Annotated in this window: 8 protein-coding genes and 1 pseudogene; 2 read left to right on the top strand and 7 right to left on the bottom strand. The window is 29.6% G+C overall.

The window, feature by feature from the left end:
* Positions 1-63: 63 nt before the first annotated feature.
* Together ACI48Q_RS13525 and ACI48Q_RS13520 are read left to right on the top strand one after the other, a co-directional pair.
* Positions 64-2,538 carry a WG repeat-containing protein gene (locus tag ACI48Q_RS13525; RefSeq protein ID WP_474919645.1) on the top strand — a complete coding sequence of 825 codons (2,475 nt, stop codon included), beginning with the start codon at positions 64-66 and terminating at the stop codon, positions 2,536-2,538.
* A gap of 137 nt (positions 2,539-2,675) precedes the next feature.
* The gene (locus ACI48Q_RS13520) at positions 2,676-3,164 is read left to right on the top strand and encodes a type II secretion system protein (protein ID WP_474919644.1); all 489 of its coding nucleotides are present in this window, start codon (positions 2,676-2,678) and stop codon (positions 3,162-3,164) included.
* 551 nt (positions 3,165-3,715) lie between these two features.
* On the opposite strand, the gene ACI48Q_RS13515 is transcribed toward ACI48Q_RS13520, so the two are convergent.
* The 7 genes and pseudogenes from ACI48Q_RS13515 to ACI48Q_RS13485 form a co-directional block, all read right to left on the bottom strand.
* Positions 3,716-6,016 carry a hypothetical protein gene (locus ACI48Q_RS13515; protein WP_474919643.1) on the bottom strand — a complete coding sequence of 767 codons (2,301 nt, stop codon included), beginning with the start codon at positions 6,014-6,016 and terminating at the stop codon, positions 3,716-3,718.
* Positions 6,017-7,106: 1,090 nt separating this feature from the next.
* Positions 7,107-9,503: pseudogene (gene secA / locus ACI48Q_RS13510) on the bottom strand (preprotein translocase subunit SecA); the annotation flags it as partial.
* Between the two features lie 162 nt (positions 9,504-9,665).
* Positions 9,666-10,547, bottom strand: coding sequence for an SLAP domain-containing protein (locus tag ACI48Q_RS13505; protein ID WP_474919642.1), 882 nt, complete (start codon positions 10,545-10,547; stop codon positions 9,666-9,668).
* Positions 10,548-10,558: 11 nt separating this feature from the next.
* The gene (locus tag ACI48Q_RS13500; RefSeq protein ID WP_474919641.1) at positions 10,559-11,569 is read right to left on the bottom strand and encodes a hypothetical protein; all 1,011 of its coding nucleotides are present in this window, start codon (positions 11,567-11,569) and stop codon (positions 10,559-10,561) included.
* Positions 11,570-11,743: 174 nt separating this feature from the next.
* Entirely contained in the window at positions 11,744-14,752 is a 3,009-nt protein-coding gene (locus ACI48Q_RS13495; protein WP_474919640.1) for an Ig-like domain-containing domain, read from the bottom strand.
* Positions 14,753-15,428: 676 nt separating this feature from the next.
* A complete protein-coding gene (locus ACI48Q_RS13490; RefSeq protein WP_474919639.1) occupies positions 15,429-18,224 on the bottom strand; it encodes a hypothetical protein in 2,796 nt (931 codons plus the stop codon).
* 222 nt (positions 18,225-18,446) lie between these two features.
* Positions 18,447-21,890, bottom strand: coding sequence for a hypothetical protein (locus tag ACI48Q_RS13485; RefSeq protein WP_474919638.1), 3,444 nt, complete (start codon positions 21,888-21,890; stop codon positions 18,447-18,449).
* Positions 21,891-22,482 lie beyond the last annotated feature (592 nt).

Raw genomic sequence — 22,482 nt, 5'->3', positions numbered from 1 at the left:
ACCTCTGGGGTGCTTATTGCATAAAATGATTTATATGAAAATATGTGTAGATGAGGTTTGATTATGGTTAATGATAAAACTTACTTAGCAGCAATAAATAAATTTCTGCCTCATAGGGCTGAAATAATAACTATCAAATGTAACTCTTCTGATGCTAAACCTTCTAATACTAAAGCTGCTATATGCTTTGGTAATTTAAGCGGAGATGCTGCCAAAGAGATTGTAGTATTATACAGGCTAAAATATGAGGGTTATATACTTATTATTAAAGCTTCTATGGGGTCTTTTCACAAACTATTGAATGAAAAAATAGAGGGAAATCATATAAACTATTTTAATATAATGCCCTTTACAAAAGAGGGTAGATCAGACATAATTCTAGGTTATCAGTTAGGAGCTTCTTGGAACAAGTTAGATATATTATACTTACACAAAAATAAATTATATAAAGCTCTAAAAAAGGAAACATATTATAGTAAGATAGAAACATTTAAATCTTGTGATGATAAAAAATCTAAAATTGCTCTATGGAGTCATGATACTGGAGAAGGTTATAATGTAGAAATATACAAATGGCATAAGGATAAACTTCATATTGATTTAGATGCTTATCCAAATTATTTTCCAAAGGTAGTTTCCTTTTATAAAAACCAACTTAAGGAAAACCCACACATCTTATTTTATTGGTATTACTTGGCCGATGCAGAATTAAAAGCTGGCTTTTATAATGATGCCCTCTGCTCAATATATATGGCTAAAAAATCACCCTATCCCTCAAAGGAAAAAATTAACGCTCTAAGGAAAGTAATTATATCTAAAATGTCCCGTGCTGGGGAACAACTCTACCCAGCTCCTGTAAGGAGTGTTCAAGGAACTAAATTTGGATATATAAATAATCTAGGTGAAATGGAAATTCCCCCTAGTTTTGACTATGCCCTTAGCTTTCAACCCAATGATTTAGCTATAGCAGGTATAGGTGATCTTCAAGGTGTAATAAATAAAAGTGGAAGATATGTAATACCTCCTAAATTCCAATTCATAGCACCATTTTCCGAAGGAAGAGCTGTTGTAATAGATAACAGCGGCTTTCAACTAATAGATAAGCAAGGTACAATATTAACTCCTAAGGCATATAGCTATATAAGCTCACTTAGTGACGGAAGAGCCTTAGCAAATAACACTTCTGAAAGGACCCCCACTCTCTATGGTTATTTAGATAGAAGTGGTTCAGAGATAATACCTTTAAAATATGAAGATGCCTCCGATTTCAAATTAGGGAAGGCAGTAGTAAAAAAAGCTACTAATACTTTCTATTTAATTAATATTGATGGTGATGTATTACACACCTATAATTATTATTATGTAGGAAATCATAGTGAAGGGTTATTGCCATTTCAACTAAATCCTAATTCAAGACATGGATTTATTGATGAAATGGGAAATATAGTAATCCCCCCTAACTATACTAGCGTAGAGCCTTTTAAAGATTCAAGATCAGTGGTTAATATCTCTAATAATTACACAAACCAATATGGTTTAATAAATAAAACAGGAAAATTTATATATAATCCAATATACAATAGCATATTGATGTTAGGAAATAATAGAGTAGCTCTTGGAAAAGCCATAAATCCAGCAGAATCTTATATTGGGTCCATTTATGCCCTTGGAGACACTGATGGTAATATATTAACCGACTTTAAATATTATGACATACAAAATTTTAAAAACTCCATAGCTTCCGTCTATGATGGAACAAATACTTACTTTTTAAATGAAAACGGTACTATGGATGAACAGTTACCTATAGTAAAAGGAAGAGGAATCCTCTCCTTAGAAGATGGTCTAATCCGTGCTGATATAGATTATAGAACTTCTTATTATGATAAAATAGGTAAGCTTGTGTGGAAAGAAAACTCAATTATTCCCCTAAATGGTAACACAGATATTGTAGAAATAAAATTTAATCCTAATAAGGACTACTTAGTGTATTATCCTGAATTAAAAGGAAGAAATAATGCAAGTACTCTAACAGAGATAAATAGTAAATTAAAAGACTTATCACAGATTAAAGATATAGATCCTAATGAACAGCTTGGATATAGTTATTATGGAGATTATTCTATAGAATTCTTTAAAAATAGATTATTAGTACCACTACTATTTGGGTATCAATATTACTTCGGCGCGGCTCATGGAAGTTCTACAAGAGTATATCCTCATATAGATTTAGTATCAGGTAGATTTTATACCCTAGAGGATTTATTTAAAAAAAATAGTGATTATACCACCAGATTAAGTGGAATCATAAATGAAAAAATCAAAACAGATAAACAATATGACTATGTATTTCCAGATCAGATCATTGCAATAAAGCCAGACCAGCCCTTCTATGTACACAGTGATGCCTTATTTATCTACTTTACACCTTATGAAATCGCTCCTTATTCAGCTGGATATCCAACCTTTAGAATACCTTATGAGGAGATTATGGATATCATAGATACCAACGGGGAGTTTTGGAAATCATTTAATTAGTAATTAGTAACTATTAATTAGTAATCACTAATTAATACAACTCTGTTGTACTTAGCAAACTTCCTACACAGTTTATTTGCACCATGTATAAAACAAACTTTTATGGATATAATTTACTCTAAAAGTGAGGTGTTATTATGCATCAAAAATTCAAAAATTTTATATCCATAAGAGTTTTAAGTAAAGCAAAATATAATCATCATATAAATACTACTAAGAAAATAAATACTCCCAAAAAAGGTTTTACTATGATAGAGGTTTTAATTGCAGTTACCATAATAGCTATTTTAACAGTTATAGTAACTCCTAACCTCATAAATAAAGTAAATGAAGCTAAATTTAATGCCGATGTTTCCAATGCTAGAGCTATTGCTATGGCCATTAAAACTGAATTAATGAGCGGAACAGCTCCTGATTCCATAACCTCTCAAAAGCTTGCTGATAATTATTTTGATGGGTCACTTCCTACTCCTCAATCATTGTCCAAAGGTGAATTCACATTCAAAATTACTAATGAAAATACGGTAACTATTAATTTAGGTAGTACTACATTATATCCTCAATCAAAGCAAATTAATGCCACTGCTACCTTAAAAGATAATGCTAAGGCTGATAATCTTGATTAACTATATAATTTGTAATAAAGATAATTCATATTATAAGTATGTTTAATGAATTATTGAAATTGAGCTTCATATTATCCCTGCTCAACCGTTTCGAAACCTTGATTTACTAAAGCTCTATTCAATAAAAAATCTAAAATACAACAACTCACTACGTTCGGGCAGGTTGTATTTCTTAACGATTTTTTCTTTCATAGAGCTTAAGTAAATCTAAGCCTTCTGCAAATGGTATTCGCAGCAATAATATGAAGCTCATATCAATTAATTTATAATGTAGAAACTTTATTACAACTTATATATTATTAGATTTCTTGCAAATTAAAAAACTGTAAGAAAAGAGAACTTCACCCTGTATAAATATCAACGTGTAGTTCTCTTTTCTTACACATTCTCGTATCATATAAGTTTCAATTAGGTTTCTACATTATACAAATAGATATTCTTATAAAAATTAGATTAATTAGAACTTTATATTATTACTATTCAACTTAAATAAATTATAAGAATGTCTATTTTTATTATATAGTTTTATTGTTGAAACTTATATATACTGTTTAAATTTCATCTAGCTCCGTTATTTCATACATATCCTGAGTTTTACATATCAAATCCCCTAAAACCTGTCTTAAATTATCTCTTTTCATAATTAAAGTTTCAATTTTAGCATTTGGATTCTTTAATATTAGATTTCCTTCTGTAATAGCCTTAGGCACTGGAAGCCAATTAATATAACTAAGTCTATCTAGACTTTCTGCATACTTTATTTCTAATTTTATTTCTGCCCTTATCAGTAAATTCAAGTTACTTACCCTTGATTTTTCAACTTCATCAAGAATGTTATATTTATCTGCTATACTATTTATATATGGCCTTAGATTTAATCCAATATTCTCAATTTTAGGTATAGTACCTATGAACAATTCAACCATATTAACTTCGGCCTTCTTTAATAACTCTATATTGATTACTAACTCCTTCAAGTCATCATCTAAAGAATTATACTGCTCCCTTGCCTTTATAACATCTTTCTCATGAGACAAGGTAAGATTATTAGGCAATTCATTAATAACTTTTATCACCGTATTCACTTTCTCTTTATTTTCTTCTTCTATTTCATTTTCTTTTTCTTCTTCATTCTCCAATTCCTTTATTTTACCCTCTGCATCAATTAGTATATTAAGCACATTATCTCCTACTAAATCTTTCATATTTCCGATTAGTGCATCATATTTTTCTCTTAAATCTATAACTATACTTTTATGTTGTTCCTTTATTTCCTTTGGAAGTCCCTTAATTTCATCTATTAATTTCTTAACTTCTCTAATCTCATCTCCAAACTCATCCACAATTCCTTGAATATCCTTTGCCGTAAGATATCCCTCTATTGCCTCTTCATCCTGAATTAGCGTCATGACTCTCTCTTCAATCCCTAAATTTTTAGCCTGAAGAATTAGACCATTTACTATAACGCTGTTATAGTTATCCACTCCCTCAATGCCACCTTTTATGTAATTCTCTTCAGTAACCACAACTTCTTTATTTCCCACCTTATTTATAGTGGCTATATTTTTATTGACTTGAATAACTATATTTTTTAACTCATTCACATTTAAATGATACTTGTCTTTATTCTTATCCAGTATATTTTTAATTGCCTGTAGATTTCCATGATCTACTCCAGGTATCCCCAATTTATTAAAATCCTCTACACCATTAAATCCTATGCCATCTAAATTATCTTCTGTAATCATGATAACACCACTAAAATTATTTAATCTATTGTCACTAAGGTCCCTTATTTCTAATAACTGAGTAACTAATATACCTGGTTTTAAATTTTTATTTTCTTTATTAGATACCTTTAAGGTAACTTGTCCATCTTCAACTATAACTTCGTAAACATCAAAACCTTCAACTGCGAAGGTGTTATTGCTTATAAGGCTCTTTTTCAAGGATTCAGTAAAATTTATTATGATTTTATCTTTTCCATTAATTCTTATATCATATACAAGTTCTCCATATACATCCTTTACTTTTCTTACCTGAGGAGGGGTATTGTCTAAAGGTTGTCCTGGATTTTCTATAGGTGGATTCTTATCATCCTCAGGGTCTGGCTTATTCCTTATTGGATCATCTTCTGCAGATGAGGATGGATTTTCTACAGGTGGTAACTTATGCTGTTTATTGGAATCTGGTTTAGCCACTAGTAAATCATCAGCTGAAGGTAAGGATAAATTTTCTAAAGGTAGATTTTCTTCTACACTTCTTATTAAGATATTTAAATCAATTTTTAATTTTTCTGCTATATTTAAAGCTAGCTGATTATTCTCTACGCTTAAAAGTTCCTCTAATAATTTTATTACTCTCTCTTTAGCTTCCTTATTATATTCTAACTTCAAAAGTTCTATAGCTTTTACGGTGTCATCTATGTTCTTTTGTTGATATCGATCTACAGCAGAGGACCAAGAAGAAATATATTGATTATTTCCATCATAAGTAGAAAAGCTTGAAACCAATATTCTTGCCCTATTAATCTCTTGTTGAGTCAATGTAGCCACAGAATTATTATTACTATCAAATAATATTCCCATAAACTCCTTAAAGAGCTTTTGTTGAACTTCATCTAACTGTTTAGAAAACTCCCCTATTGCCCACTTGGACTTTGTATTATTTAATTCTACTATAGCTTTTCTCGCAACATTTACTGATTCTTGTGTACCATTATTCTTTGCAAAAATTACAGACTCAAAAGCAGTCTTATACAGCATATCCTCCAAGCCTATTGCCTTAGTGGTCAATGGAGACATGCAAATTGTAGTTGTTATAGCAGCAGTATACAATAGATGCTTTCTCACTTTATATCCTCCTATATGAAATATTTTTAATATATAAGTTGTAATTAAGTTTCTACATTATACAAATAGACTATATTATGAAAATTAGATTAATTAGAACTTCATATTATTACTGTTCAACCGTTTCGAAACCTTGATTTACTAAGGCTCTATTCAAGTAAAAAGCTAAAAGACAACAACTCGCTTCACTCGAACAGGTTGTCTTTCTTACGCTTTTTACTTTCACATAGCCTAAGTAAATCTAAGCTTCCTGCAAATGGTATTCACAGCAATAATATGAAGTTCAATTTCAATATTTCATAAAATAAAAGTCTATTTGTATAATGTAGTTTTATTATTGAAATTTATATAGTATATAAAGCTTGTACGAAAATATTCCTTCTTTTTTACTATGTTTATTAATAAATTGTTAATTATTCCCAGATTCCTTCTGATCCATAGAGCAAACTCAAAAATTCTATTAAAAACAGTAGGCTTTGTTTTAAGATAGTGTTGATAATGAACTATATATTATTACTCACAGCTCTGCATAAGTTCACCCATCCGGGTACAGGCAACTAGAGATTCCTTTGCTCTGCAGGAATCTAAGTTTACACTTAAACCGTTTCGCAATAATATATAGTTCTAAAATCAACAACCATTTAAAACAAAGCCAAACAATAAAAGGTGATTCCTCAGAGGAATCACCTTTTATTCTGTATTACCTTGAAATCCAAAGTAATACAGAGATAAATGAATAACTCTACATCATTCATCTATCTCTGTATAATAGGAGTTTTATATATAACTTAAATAAGAACTAACATAATTTTGTAATAAAATAACTTAAATAGTAAAAACATATTCTTTAGTATATTATATCATAGTTGTAAATAAAATAGAAGTTATTTTTCTATTTTACTATATTGTATTTTATTTGAATTATAGACATGATTTCTACAATTTTGTACAAAGAATATTTAGAGAAATAATAATTAAATTCAATTTTAATATTAGGCTTTATTTTAAGTAGCTGTTGGTTTTTCACTACATATTATTGCGAATCAAACTATTTACATGAAGATTAGATTTCCTGTTCTAAAACCACATCTTCACTAAGCTCTTCTTCTTCTTCTTCTTTAGCAATTTTAGGAGCTAACTTCATTATATGACTTATAGTATCTTTTTTAATACTATTAACCATCTCATAAAAGGCTTCGCTACTCTCTACTTGGAACTCTCTAACAGGGTCAACTTGTTTATAAGCTCTTAGCTTAATTCCTTGTTTTAGATGTTCCATATTATCTATATGATCAATCCATTTTTCATCTACATTAGTTAATAAAATACCACTTTCTAAAGATAAGAAAATTTCTTCCTCATAACTACTTCTTACTTCCTCATATTTGTTTAAAAATACTTCTTCTAATAGCTCTATTATCTCTTTTATTGAAAGTCTTTCTAAAGTTTCAGTGTTAATTAATTCATGCTCTACTCCAAAATCCTTTATAAAAACGATTAAGCTTCTTATATTCTCCTGATTTTCCTTTTTAAAGTTGCTATTCTTAACAAAAGTATTAAGGTAATTCTTAACCATATCTTCAACTACAAATTTTATCATAGATTTAATATGAGAGCTTACATCACCTTCATCTAGAACTAAATTTCTTTCCTCATAAATAACAAGTCTTTGCCTATTTACCACATCATCAAAGCCTATTAAATTTTTTCTGACCTCAAAATTATCTCCCTCAATATTCTTTTGAGAATTCTCTACAGCTTTTGATACCATTTTGCTCTCTAAAGGCATATCCTCTGAAAGATCTAATTTACTAAACATGGTTTCATATCTTTCTCCCATAAATCTCTTTATCAATTCATCTTGAAGAGATATGAAAAATTTAGAACTACCTGGGTCACCTTGACGCCCTGCTCTTCCTCTTAGCTGATTATCTATTCTTCTGGATTCATGTCTATCTGTACCTATAATTTTAAGTCCACCGTTGTTCTTAACTTCATCACTTATCTTTATATCCGTACCTCGACCTGCCATATTTGTAGCAATAGTAATAGCACCTTTTTCTCCAGCTTTTTCTACAATCTTAGCTTCTTTTTCATGATGTTTAGCATTTAATACATAATGCTTTATTCCTCTTCTCTTTAATAGGTAAGATACGTCTTCAGATTTTTGAATGTTGGATGTTCCCACAAGTACAGGTTGACCATTCTCGTGAGCTTCTATAATCTCTTCTACTATTGCGTTATATTTACCTCTTAAAGTTTTATACACCACATCATTATAATCTATTCTTTGAACTGGCCTATTGGTTGGAATAGATATAACATCTAATTTATATATTTCTTGGAACTCTAATTCTTCCGTTACAGCAGTACCAGACATACCTGCAAGCTTATTATACATTCTAAAATAGTTTTGAAGTGTAATGGTTGCAAGAGTTTTAGATTGCTTTTGTATTTTTACACCTTCTTTTGCTTCTATAGCTTCATGAAGGCCTTCACTAAATCTTCTTCCTTCCATAACTCTTCCTGTAAACTCATCAACTATATATATTTCGCCTTTTTTAACTATATAGTCCTTATTAAGATGCATAGTATAATTAGCTCTTAAACTTTGAGTTATATGATGCTGAAGCTCTCTATTTTCTAAATCAGCATAATTTTCGATTCCAAAGGTCTTCTCTAAATATACTACGCCGTCCTCTGTTAAAACAACGGCTTTTCCCTTTTTATCTACTTCATAATGAAGTTCTTCCTCTAAAGTTTTAACAAACTTATCTACAGTCTTATAAAGTACTGAGGATTTTTCTCCCTCACCTGATATTATAAGCGGCGTTCTTGCCTCGTCAATTAGAATAGAGTCAACCTCGTCAACTATACAATAATTTAGTCCTCTTTGAACTCTTTCTTCTTTATTCTTAACCATGTTATCTCTTAAATAGTCAAAACCAAATTCACTATTAGTTCCATATACCACATCGCAATCATACTGCGCTTTTCTCTCCTGTGGCTTCATATCATGAATAATAACACCGGTAGTAAGTCCTAAAAACTCATGGACTTGTCCCATTTCATCTCTATCTCTTTTAGCTAAATAATCATTAGTAGTGATAACATGAACTCCTGCTCCTTTTAATGCATTTAAATATGCAGGCAAAGTAGCTACAAGAGTTTTTCCTTCTCCAGTTTTCATCTCTGCGATTCTTCCTTGATGAAGAACAACTCCACCAATGAGCTGAACCCTATAATGCCTCATACCTAAAACCCTAAAAGCAGCTTCTCTCACCGCTGCAAAAGCTTCTGGTAATATATTATCTAGAGTCTCCCCATTATCTAATCTTTTCTTAAATTCTAAGGTTTTATCCCTTAATCTAGAATCAGAAAGACTCTTATATTCACTTTCCAATAATTCAATCTTATCAACAATTGGATTTATCTTTTTAAGCTCTCTATCACTATAACTTCCCAATATATTTAATATTCCTGCCATAACAATCCCATCCTTATATGTATACTATATAATGCTCCTGTGATTTAAAGTCATCTAAAAGAAAATATCTATCAATTTTCTTTATCCCTTTTCTTAGAAACCTTATTACTATAAATAATTATACTCTACTTAAAATGTATATTCTATAAATTGAAAATATGTTTATTTTACTTCCACAGTATATACGTAATTAATGATAGGTTCTCCCATTATAACCTCTTTTGGTATTCTAAAACTAACCAATTTCCCTTTATTTTTTTCTACACTAAATCCATTATCCATCATATTAAAAGTTCCAATATAGATAGGTATGTTTTTAGTAAAATACACCTTTAATGGCATGGAATTTATAGTAATTTCTCTTTCACTAGCATTTCTCAGTAGCATCAATACATTTATTCCATTCTGTTCTCCTAAGGCACAAAGGGGATCTAATATAAACTCACCCTCTCTAATTGATGGAATTTCATAAAATTTTTCTCTTAAAAATTCTTTAATATCTTCTGGAAACTCTTGAGTTAAAAGATTTTCCATATCCATATCTTTTATATAAGAAGCTTTAATGTCTTTAAAAGATGAAAAATTTACTTGGAGTTCTTTAATCTCTTCATCTAAGAATATGTCTTCAAATAATATTTCATAGAAAAAGCTACTTTTAGGAGAAATTCTTACCTCTCCTTTAAAATTAATTACTTTCTCTGCTAACTTCTTTCCTTCAGGATCTATCAAAATTAAGTTTGTATTATATAATTCTACAATATTGTCTGAAGTATTTTTTATAAAAACCGCTACTTCTACCCCTTCAAATCCATGATAAACACTTAATGTATATATTTCTAAAGTATCTTCATATTCATCCTCATCTTTTACTAACTTTTCATATTCATCATATAAAAGTTCTTTCTTAAAATCTGAAGTACCATAATCAAAAATCAATGGAATTTTTGATTTACTATCCTTTAGAATATTATCCTCACTTTTAATAATTTCATCATTTTCACTTTTATCTTTATTTTTAAATAATCTATCAAATAAATTATCCATAATCTCCCCTCCTATATTGGAAGTATATTCTTAACTTCTTTAATTTTTAATTTTTCTATAAAATTATCTATAGTCTTTTTAAGTTCTTTTACAGTATAGAATTTTACTTTATCTTCATAAAGCTTTCTACAAATATACTCTTTATAATATTCTTCTAACTCACTAAAATTTTCAACATTTACAGCTATAATATTATTATAATAAGAGTAAAAATTCTCACTAGTATTTATAGTATAAAGTTGGTACATATACTTCATATCTACCTTTAACTTTTTATAATCAGTATAAGTTTGCTTTAACTGCCTAAAATACAATTTAACTCTATTGTCTTTAAATATTTTTCTGTATTCATAAGGAAATAAGAATTTTAAATTTCTAATTTTCCCTTCATTATTATTGAAACTTATTAATGCCTTATTTCTTAACTTATTCACCTGTTCTATTAATTCATTTAAAAAATTTCTTTGTGTTTCATTGTATAGATAGATTTCACTTAAACTATCTATCATTCCCATTACATAGGGTATATTACTATCTGATGCAAGCATATCTTTAAAACTATTTAAAGTAGCCATCATATCATATTCGTCAATATACACTTTAATTAGACTATGTATTTCATCATATATTCCTTGGAATTCCTCAATTTTTTTTGAACCTTTAATTGCTACCAAATAGTAATAGGTTCTCCTAAGCCATAGATAGCTTTCTAAAGAGTTGGGATTGCTCATCCATTTACTAGCATTTGATAATGTATATGACGTATCACCTAGATTGCTATACTCTTCCATCAAATCATGATTCTTATTTACTCTTAAATAAGGAGCAATTCTCTCTATAGCTTTTTCACTTTCTTGAAAGTTTTTATTCATTATGTATTCTTTAATTTTCTTTAACGCCTCAGCTACATCTAAATCAAGAACCATAGGTAAATTTTCTCTAGAATCTTCTATTTGTAAAATCATAGAATTCCCATGATTTCTTTGTTTTAAATCTATTGTTAAAATTCTCTTATTCTCCATAACTATACCTCCTATAACTTCAACAATTGCAAATATAATCCTACATAGTATAGTATAAATGTAAAATTCTCAATATGCTAGTAAAAATTGTTGGTTAAACTAAAAAAGATGAGGACTACTCCTCATCTCCTTCAAATTTATATTTTTATAATAAATTTTATCTATTAAACTATATTATTTAACTGCTTCGTTAACATAGTTTTGCATTTCTGCAGCTGTTAAATCTCTTCCTAGAGTTGTTCTTCCCTCTTTTAAAGTTCCTATAACAGTTGCTAGGTTTTCTGCTGTAACTTTTGAAGCATCTAATCCTGCTTCTGTAAGTAACTCTGCTGTTACTACTGGTGTTTCTTCAACAAGCTGAAGATTGATATCAGCTATTTTAGCTGCTTTTGCTTCGCTTACTTTGTCAACTGTAATTTTTCCTTTGAAGTCAACCATTCTATTTCTTGCTATATCTTCAACTGCTACATTTTGAGTTACAGTTAATCCAGTTGTTAATATTTCTCCATTTTCTGCTTCAAGAGTTAATATTACAGATTTGTTACCAATTCCAGCTTCAAAAGCAGTTACTTTAAATCCATCTACACTAAAACTTTGAGTTGATATAGATGCCATGCTCATAGCTTCTGTGAACATTATTTCTATTTTGTTTGAAGCTATTATTCTTATATCAGATACTTTTTCTCCATCTGCATTTGTAATTTTAAGAACCTCTGGAGCAATCTTATCTTTAGCTGCTTCTGTAACAATAGCTACAGTATTTGATGTTTCAAATCTATTAGTTAATGCTTTTTCTTTGATAGTTATAGTTGGAGTAGCATCTGTAGCTAATTCCTTACCTTCTTTTACTGTTAATGTTATTGTAGCTTTTCCATCTTTGTTTACATATCTGATTGAAGCTATTCCATCTGTTACACCTTCAACTTGGAAGTTATCAGGGCTTAAGTTTCCTTCTAACTCTTGATCTACAACAAATGAAATCTCAGTTTTAGACTCAGTATATACTTCTACAATAGAATCAGCATTTATAGCATCTTCTACTACATCTTTTTCAGTATATACTCCATTTATTTTGTTGCCAGCTAAGTCTTTTAAGTTTCCACTTACTCTTACTTTTAACTCATTTGTTGCAACATCTACTGCTTCTACTAAATCAATTTCTACTGTTTTTCCATCTACAACTTTAACTTCTGCATCATCATGGAATTTAATTAAGTTTCCTGTAGTTTTATTAACTAGTTCATAGTTAGATAATGTAGTTAATCCTTCTGTATTCATGTTTTCGCTGAATGCAACTCTTATCTTAGCACCATTTTTTACTACGCTAGCTATTTCAGGAGCTGTTGTATCAGTTACAGTAAAGTTAACATCTTGGCTAGTCATTTTATTTTCATTGTAAGAAACATCTTTAATTCCAGAAACTGTTAAGTTAAAGTTTCCGCCTTCTAAAGCTGATGGTAACTCTATAGTTACTGTTTGCTTGTCAGCACTATAAGTAAACTTAGCTAATCCATTGAATTCTCCATCTTTAGTTAAGAAAGAATATTCTTTATTAGTTAATTCTGTTCCATCGGCTTTCTTTAAAACATAGTTTGAATTGTTAATTGCATCTGCTGCATTAACTTTTTCATTGAATCTAACTGTTATTTTTTTATCTTCTACTGCTTTAATTTCAGCTACTTCTGGAGCTTTGTTATCAACTTTAACTTCTGTATTTAATTCTAATGAATTAACGTCATTTCCCCATCTATCTTCAAAAACATCTTTTTCAGTGTTGATAAATATTTTATTATCAGCTCTATCTGCCATAGGAGTAGTGAATTTTAATACATATGTATCGCTATATCCATCTACTGCATCTACAGATTCTATAGTTCCTTTATAAGATGCACTATTGTTATAAGTATGGAATACTTTTACCTTTGATGCAGTTTTTATTTTTACTGGTTTGCTAAATTTAACAGTAACCTCTGTTTGGTTAGCTTTAACTACCTCAGCACTAACTTCCTCTGTGTTATTTTTATAATTAAAGTCAGTGTTAGCTTTTACTACTTTATATCCAGCATAATCTACTCCGCCCTCAACTGTTACAGTGTGGTCTCCTTCACTAAGATTTAAACCAAACTTAACTGTTACTTTATTAGAACCAGCAGTATGATTAACTGTTGAAGACACTTGTCCGTTATCTAATAATACTGTTGGAGCTGTTTTTAATGGCTCAGAAAATTCTATTTCTATTTCTTTTGGTCCAACTACTGTTAAGTTTTCTACTGTTGGAGCCACTGAGTCGAAGAACATTATTTCTTTCTTCTCTTTAGTTACAGCTTTTCCATCTAAATCTTTAACATTTGAAACTTCTATTTCAGCAGTTTCTTGATTCTTAGCTTCTGTAGCTAGTGTTAGTACTACTGTTCTTCCATCTTCTGAAAGAGTAGCTTTTCCACCAGTTAATTTAGCTTGTCCTTTAGTTGTGAATTTGTAGTTAGCTAAATTTTCTGCTGTTTCTTTATCTACTTCTTTAGAGAATCTAACTGTTACTTCTTTATTATTAGTTGAAGAAATTTCTGCTACTGTTAGTTCTGCACTTAATTTTTCAGCTCTCTCTTTTAGTCCTTGAGCATATGTTTTAACTGTTTCGTTATTCTCAACTGTTAAAAGCTCATTAACTAAAGCTTTAGCTTTTTCTATATTTTCTGTTGTTGTAGTAGCTTCAGCTTTTTCTACTGCAGCTGTAGTTACATTTATGTTATCTTGTTGATATTTATCTACTGCTGATGACCATGAAGCTGTGTATGGTTTATTTCCTTCAAAAGTATCAAAGCTTAATACTAAAGCTCTTGCTTTATTTATTTGAGCTTGACCTATTTTTTCTACTGGGTTGTTATTGTTATCAAATAGTATGTCCATAAATTCTACAAATAATTTTTGTTGAAGACTATCTACTTGCTTTGAGAATTCTCCAATAGCAAATGCTGCATCTGTTCCTGTTAATAATTTTATAGCATTTCTTGCAACATTGATTGATTCTTGTGATCCTGATTTTTGTGCTGCTATTACAGCGTCATAAGCATCTTTATATAATTTGTTTGCATCAGCATTTGCAGCTAATGCTGGTGTTGCAACTGTAGTTAACATTGCTGTAGCTAAAGCTCCATTTATAACTTTTTTAGTATTTTTCTTCATATAAATTCATCCCCTTTTGGTTAATTGTTTTTATTTCTTCTAATTCTGCCATAATTTTAAAATCTTTTCAACGAATTTTATGTGAAAATTCTATGTTTTTTGTTCAAAATTTAACTGAATTATATTTTTTTTGATTTTATTAAGTAATTTTATTTTATACTTAAAATTTATGTAAATATATTATTCCCTATATAAATTATTCCAAATTTATAATTTTACTTAAATTACTTAAATAATATTATATGTAAAATTATCATAATTAAAATATATTTTTACATATTCTCTCTTTTTTCTTAATTTTATTCTAATTCTCTCTTTAATAAGATATGAATTATGAAATTTCTCTTCCATGGCTTACATAAGAGTTAGAAACATAAATTTGATTTAGAAATTCTAATCCTTTGCCCAGCTAAAATTCTCTAACGCTCACATTCGACGTCCTGTCTCAGGTTCGCTAGCTTGTCGTCCTGACAAGCTTACGAGAATTTTATCTGTTCAAAAGAAGAATTTCTAAAATCAAATTTAAATCGTTTCTTCACTTCTTATGTAAGTCATTACAGAGAATTTTCATAATTCTAGTATAGAAGTAATTTTTGTAGGATAATCATAATATGCGAAAAATATGCAAAAAAATAAAATGACGGGGACAAATATCCCTGTCATTTTATTTTTTTACTTATCCTATTAAAGAAATTTCACCTTCGAAATCAACTAAAACATTTCCTTTAGGAGCTTTATCTTCTATGGCATTTTTTTGTTTTATTCCTATTCCTAATTCTAACACTTCATTACTTATTGGCTGAACTGTTAGTTTTATGGATTTATCTCCTGAACCTGGAGCAACAGCTATTACCTTAAAGCCTTCAACTTCAAAGGTTTGAGTTGATACTGAACCCATATTTATAGCCTCTGTAAAAGTTATTTCTATTTTATTTGAAGCTATTTTTCTTATATCATCTAATTTTTGATCTTTTGAATTTACTATTTTCCCAACCTCTGGAGCTATTCTATCCTCTGCTGGAGCTGTTGTAAAATCATTGGTATTTGAAGTTTCAAACTCATTGGTTAAAGCCCCTGCTTTAACTCTTACTACTGGAGTAGCATCTGTAGCTAACTCATCATCTTCATCTAAGGTTATTGTTAATGTACATTTTCCATCTTTATTTATATGGTCAATTGAATTTATATCCTTACTTCTTCCACCTGCTATAACCTCAAACTTATTAGAGTTTAAATTTCCATCTAATTGTTGATTTATCACAAGGGAAACTTCATTTTTAGAAGAGGTATACACCTCTGAAATAGAAGATTTATTAATAGAGTCGTCAACTATATCATACTCAGTATAAATTCCATCTATTTTTATACCATTTGAATCCTTTAAATTTCCATTTACCCTTATCTTCATATCATAGGAAGATAAGTTTACATCATCATATAAATCAATTTCTACTGTTCTACCATCAATGATTCTAATATCTGCATTCTTATGGAAATCAATAGCTTTCTCAGTTTTTCTATTTACTAATTCATAGTTAGATAATACTTCTAATCCCTCGGTTTTCATTTCTTCACTAAATACAACTCTTATCTTAGATCCATTTTTTATTACATTTGAGATAGTTGGTGCTGTAGTATCAACAACACTAAATGATATATCTTGCTTTGTCATCTTATTTTTATTATAAGAAACATCTGTAATTCCACTAACTGTTAAAGTAAAATCTCCATCCTTTAAAGCCGATGGTAATTCTATAGTTACAGTCTGCTTGTCATTATTATAGCTAAATTTAGCTGAAGTAGTAAACTTACCATCTTTATTTAAGAAGGAATACTCTTTATTTGTTAACACTGTACCATTGGATTTTTTAAGAACATAATTTCCTCTATCAACAGCATCTTTAGAGCTAACCTTTTCATTAAACTTAACGGTTAATTTATTATCTTTTTCTGCCTTAACCTCTAAAACCTCAGGAGCTGTTTTATCGATGCTAATTTCTGTATTTAAGGTTAAGGACTTAACATCATTTCCCCACTTATCCTCAAAACTATCTTTTTCAGTGTTTATAAATATTTTATTATCAACTCCACCTACCATTGGAGCAGAGAATTTTAGTACATAGGTATCACTATATCCACTAACTGGATCTTTGGCATCTATAGTTCCTTTATAAGATGTTTTATTGTTGTAAGTGTGGAATACTGTTACCTTTGATTTAGTATTTATTTTAACTGGTTTATTAAACTTAATAGTAGCCTCTGTCTGGTCTGCACCTAGTATCTGTGCAGTAACTTCCTCAGTATTATTGCTATAGGTAAAGGTTTTATTAACCTTACTTACCTTATATCCAGCAAAATCATATCCGCCTTCAATAGTTACAGTATGTTCCTTCACAGACATATCTGATGTAAATCTAACTGTAGCCATCCTTGAACCTGGGGTGTGAGTCACTGTTGATGAGTATTGTCCATTATCTAAGGTCACCTTTGGTGCAGCCTTTAAAGGCTCAGAAAATTCCACTTCTAATTCCCTTGGTCCAATAGCTTTTATACCCTCTAATAATGGTGCCTGAGAATCAAAGAAGGTACCTTGTCTCTTAGTTTTTGAAAGAGTGTTTCCTTTTGAATCTTTAATGTTTAATACTTCTAACTCAAAGGTCTCTTGAGTTTTTGCTTCCCTATCCAAGGTCAATCTTACAGTTTTTTCATCCTCTAAAAGAGTAGCTTGTCCATTAATTAACTTACCTTGACCTTTAGTAGTAAATCTATAATTAGCCAAATCCTCTGCATGCCTCTTATCTACTTTTCTAGAAAAGCTAACTTCTATTTCTTTATTATTAGAAGCAGAGACCTCTAACAATTTAAATTCTAGGCTTATTTTATCCAGTCTAGTTTCCAAAACTTCAGCATACGCTTTAATCTTACTATCGTTTTTAACTGTCAAAAGCTGATTCACTAAATCTCTAGCAATCTGTACATTTTCCTCAGTACTAGTAAACTCCGCTTTTTCCACAGCTCCTGTAGCAGTATTTATATTATCCTGTTGATACTTATCCACCGCTGTAGACCAAGAAGCTATATATGGACCATTGCCATCATAGGTTGCAAAACTTAAAACCAACTCTCTAGCCCTATTTATCTTACTTTGATTTACTTCCTTAACGGGCTTATTATTACCATCAAACAATATACTCATAAACTCCACAAAAAGTTTTTGCTGAACTCCATCAACCTGCTTAGAAAATTCCCCAATAGCAAAACTAGCATCAGTTCCCTTTAAAGCCAAAATAGCCTTCCTTGCTATATTAATAGATTCCTGAGTCCCATAAATTTGAGTCTCCTTAACTGCATAGTAAGCAGCTTCATAAAGTTTATTAGAATCAACAGTATCCGCCAGTACTGGTACTGCAATACTTGTCAACATTGCTGTAGTCAAAGTGCCATTAATTACTTTTTTAGTTTTCTTATTCATACGATTTCATCTCCTTTAGACTAAACTGCCTTATTTATATAATTTTGACATAAATGTAGTATTTTTTCAAGGCCTAAGAATGATATGTGTTGAAATACATAATTTAAAAAATATCCTAAAGAATTACCATAAAAAATGAAAATGGAAGAGAACTTAGGTTCTCTTCCGCTTTTATTTTATTAACTTAGTTAGTTAATGTTTTGTTCATTACCCTTAAGGGTATTATTGTTTTTCAATTGTTACTTTTACGCTAACTGGTTTGCTGTTTCCTAAAGCATCAGTAACAATAATTTCAACTGTTACTTCATTATCAATAGCATCAGCTGCTGCTTGCTTAACTAAAGTTATTTTTCCATCAGTACCTTGAGTTAGATAATCGTTAGTAGGTACATTTACAGTAACTGTGAAACCTGTATTTGCTGCAGGTGCTATTGTGCTTGTAACATCTCCGTCTATAGCAACACCTTTATTTATCATAACATCTACATATCTAGCAGCTTCTGTAGCTAAAGCTTGTTTTGCTTGTTCTGCTTCTGCTTCATTTCTTTCTACAACATCATTAACTAGATTTTGAATTTCTTTAGCATTCAATGTATCCTTTTTTAAGCCCTTAGCTATTCTCACTGACACATTTATCTCTGTAACATTTTTACTGTCAACACCTTTAATCCCTGCGTTAGTATAATCTGTTGCTGTTGCTTTTTCACCATTAATAATAGCTACATTGTCATTTACTTGTGCTACTTTAACTTTAACTTTAGCTATGCTGTTATCACTCGCTACTAGCACATTTCGAAGCGCTTGTAAATTTTCTGTGTTAACACCAGTAATACCTACTTTAGCAAATTCATCAGCACTAATATTGTTGAAGTCTCCGCTTTCAATTTTTCCATTTATAATAGCTGACTCAAAGCCATCTTTTAGTATTGTACCTCTTAAATTTTCTGCTTTATTGAATGCTTTATCAAGTATAGAATATACTGTTACATCTAAATTACTTGTTAACTCCTTATCAACAGTTAGTATAACTGCATCGTCTCCAGAGTCTACTACGTTCATAACTTTAAGTCCATCCACTCCAAAGTTTGTAGTTCCAACTGATTGATTAATAATATCTTCTGTGAATGTTATTTTTAATTGGTTTTTAGATAGTACATCAATACTTTTAATTTTTGGAGCTACTCCGTCCTTAGTTGAAACGTTAATTTCATTATTTTTAATATCTAACTTATTAGTAAATGCATCTTTTAGTATTACTACTGATGGTTTTGCACCAGTACTTAATTTACCATCTAAAGTAATTGTTACTTTAGAACTATTGTCGTCATTACTATAAGTTATGTCTTTAATTAACTTGCTTTCAGCATCCACAAGTTTAACTTTCGCTTTGTCAAGGTCTTTTATTTCTGTATTAAGAACGAATGTTAATACTGAGTAATCTCCATCTACTCCTGTGATACCTTGTGAACCTACTATACTATAATCTGCGTCTATAGGTTTATTTGTAAATACACCACCAATTTTGTTGTCAGAACTATCTTTAAAGTTTCCTGAAATATCTATACTAGTAGCCATTTTAGCTTCATCATTTTTAGTTATATCAATTTCTACTGTGCTACTATCTATTATACTAGCATAATCATTTGAGTTAAAATCAATATCATTATTACCATTTTTTAATTGATAATTGTCTAAATCTTCTAATCCTTCTGGATTCATTTTTTCATTAAATACTACTATAATCTTGTTTTTGTTATTAGACCAAAATACTTTTTTAACCTCTGGAGCGGTTGTATCATTGATTGATAACTCTACATCTTGTGGTTCCATTTTATTTTCATTATAAGATGCATCTCTTATTCCACTAACTTCTAAGATATAGTCATCATCTTCAAATTTATAGTTTTTGTCTAATTCGAAAGTTACTGTTCTCTTATCTTTATTGTAACTAATCTTAACTAGTCCATTGAACTCACCATCTTTATTTATATATGGATGATTTTTAGTACTTAATTCTTTTCCAGCTTCATCTCTTAATACATAGTTTTCTTTATCAAGAGCATCCTTTTCATCGATTTTTTCGTCAAATTTAAGAGTTATTTTATTATCTTCTGCCTTAGCTTCTATAATTTTTGGACCAGTTTTATCAACATTTACTTCTGTTGATAATTCCATACTGTCTACATCATTTCCCCATCTATCTTCGAAAGCATTTTTTTCTGTATTTATAAATATTTTTTGCTCAGCTTTATCTGACATTGGCGATTTTTTAACTGCAAATTCAAATGTATCTGAATAATCACTTGTATATGTGTTATTCAATCCATCTTTACCATCAATACCTTTAAGAGTTCCTTCATATTTTCCACTCTTATTGTAAGAATGATATGCTGTTACTTTTGAAGATGTCTTTATTTTTACAGGTCTGTTAAACTTAACTATTGCATAATCTTGAGTAGCTTTTACAACTTCAGCTGTCACTGGCTCTTCATTCTTTTTATAGTCAAATTTCTTTTCTGTCTTATCTACTTTATAATTATTATAATCTGATCCACCTTCAACTGTTAAAGTATACTCTTGTTCTTTAAGATCTTTTGAAAAATCAACAACAATTTTTCTAGAACCTGCTGTATGCTTAACTGTTGTAGAATTACCATCTAATTTAACTGTTGGAGCTTTTAACATTGGCTCAGAGAAGTTTATTTCAACTGTTCTTGGTCCAACTACTTTTAACTCACTTACTTCTGGTGCTTGATTATCAAAGAATGTGAATTTTGTTTCTGTCTTTTCGATAGTCTTACCATCAACATCTTTTACTCCAGTAACAACTAAATCAACTGCTTCTTGATTTTTTCCTTTAGTTTCTAATGTAACAACTACAGTTCTTCCATCTTCTTTTAAATTAGCTGTTGCTTTTGTAAAGCTTGTTTTATTAGAAGATTTTTCAGGTGTGAACTTATAGTTAGCCATATCTTCTGCTGTTGTTTTATCTACTTCTTTGTTGAAAGTTATTACTACTTCTTTTAGGTTTGTAGCTTCAACGCTTTCAACTTTTAATTCAGCAGCTAATTTATCTACTATAGCTTTTAATTCTTGAGCGTATTTTTTAACTGTATCGTTGTTTGTAACTTTTACAAGTTCATCTACTAATTTTTGAGCTGCTTCTATATCAGCTTTCTTTCCTGATTTTTGTGCTGCTTCTACAGCTTTTTTAGCTGCATCTATATTAGCTTGTTGATATTTGTCAACAGCTGATGACCAAGAAGCAGTGTATGGTTTGTTTCCTTCATAAGTATCAAAAGCGATAACTAATTCTTTAGCTTCATTGATTTGAGCTTGAGTTATGCTATCAACTGGTTTTTGATTTTTGTCAAATAATATACCCATGAATCTTTCAAATAATTTTTGTTGAACTGCATCTACTTGTTTAGAGAATTCTCCTACTGCGAATGCAGCACTTGTTCCTTGAAGTGATGTTATAGCCTTTCTAGCTACGTTTATTGTTTCTTGAGTACCAGCACTTTGTGCTGCTACTACTGCGTCAAAAGCAGTTTTATATAATGCGTTTGCGTCCGCTGGTGCAGCTTGTACTGCTGGAGCTATTATTCCTGCCCCTAGGGTTGCAGCTAATCCAGCGACTAAAGTTTGTTTTGTTTTCTTATTCAAGTTGATTCCCTCCCATTTTTTCTGAATTTTAAATTTATATTTATGTGTATCATAGGTTTATATATATTGATACATCAATAATTAACTATACTCCATATATATTACTTATATATGTAAAATATAACATTATGTGTGCAAAAAGTATTGTACACCTATTATACGAAATATTTTCTAGTTTGTCCATAAAATTGGATAAACTTTTACTAAAAATGTATTCCTATATCTTATTTTACATTTATGTATTAATAATATTTTTTGTATAATATTTATGTATTTTACTTTTATTTTCAACTACTGTACATATTATACACCATACATTTCTATATATCAATATTTTTATTCCCATAATACCTAAAATTTATATAAAGATGTATATTCTATAAAAAATACCAAATTCCTTCTTTTTGAGGTAAAATAATATTTTATTATTATATTTTTCCAATTAGCATCTTTTTTTACATGTATGGTTATTTTTTATGACAACTATTTTATTTCATTAATCTATTAGTAATAATTTTTTAAAAAGTTTTAATTTTATTCATAAATATATTTAGTCTTGTTTAGAATAATTGTTGATTTTAGAACTACATTA

It is taken from the genome of Clostridium sp. LXY-7 (assembly GCF_056172015.1).
This window is presented reverse-complemented; position numbering and strand designations above follow the sequence as displayed.

Coding starts and splice junctions, on each gene's coding strand:
- ACI48Q_RS13490 (WP_474919639.1), bottom strand. CDS start 18,224: ATGAATAAGAAAACTAAAAAAGTAATTAATGGCACTTTGACTACAGCA.
- ACI48Q_RS13525 (WP_474919645.1), top strand. CDS start 64: ATGGTTAATGATAAAACTTACTTAGCAGCAATAAATAAATTTCTGCCT.
- ACI48Q_RS13520 (WP_474919644.1), top strand. CDS start 2,676: ATGCATCAAAAATTCAAAAATTTTATATCCATAAGAGTTTTAAGTAAA.
- ACI48Q_RS13505 (WP_474919642.1), bottom strand. CDS start 10,547: ATGGATAATTTATTTGATAGATTATTTAAAAATAAAGATAAAAGTGAA.
- ACI48Q_RS13495 (WP_474919640.1), bottom strand. CDS start 14,752: ATGAAGAAAAATACTAAAAAAGTTATAAATGGAGCTTTAGCTACAGCA.
- ACI48Q_RS13500 (WP_474919641.1), bottom strand. CDS start 11,569: ATGGAGAATAAGAGAATTTTAACAATAGATTTAAAACAAAGAAATCAT.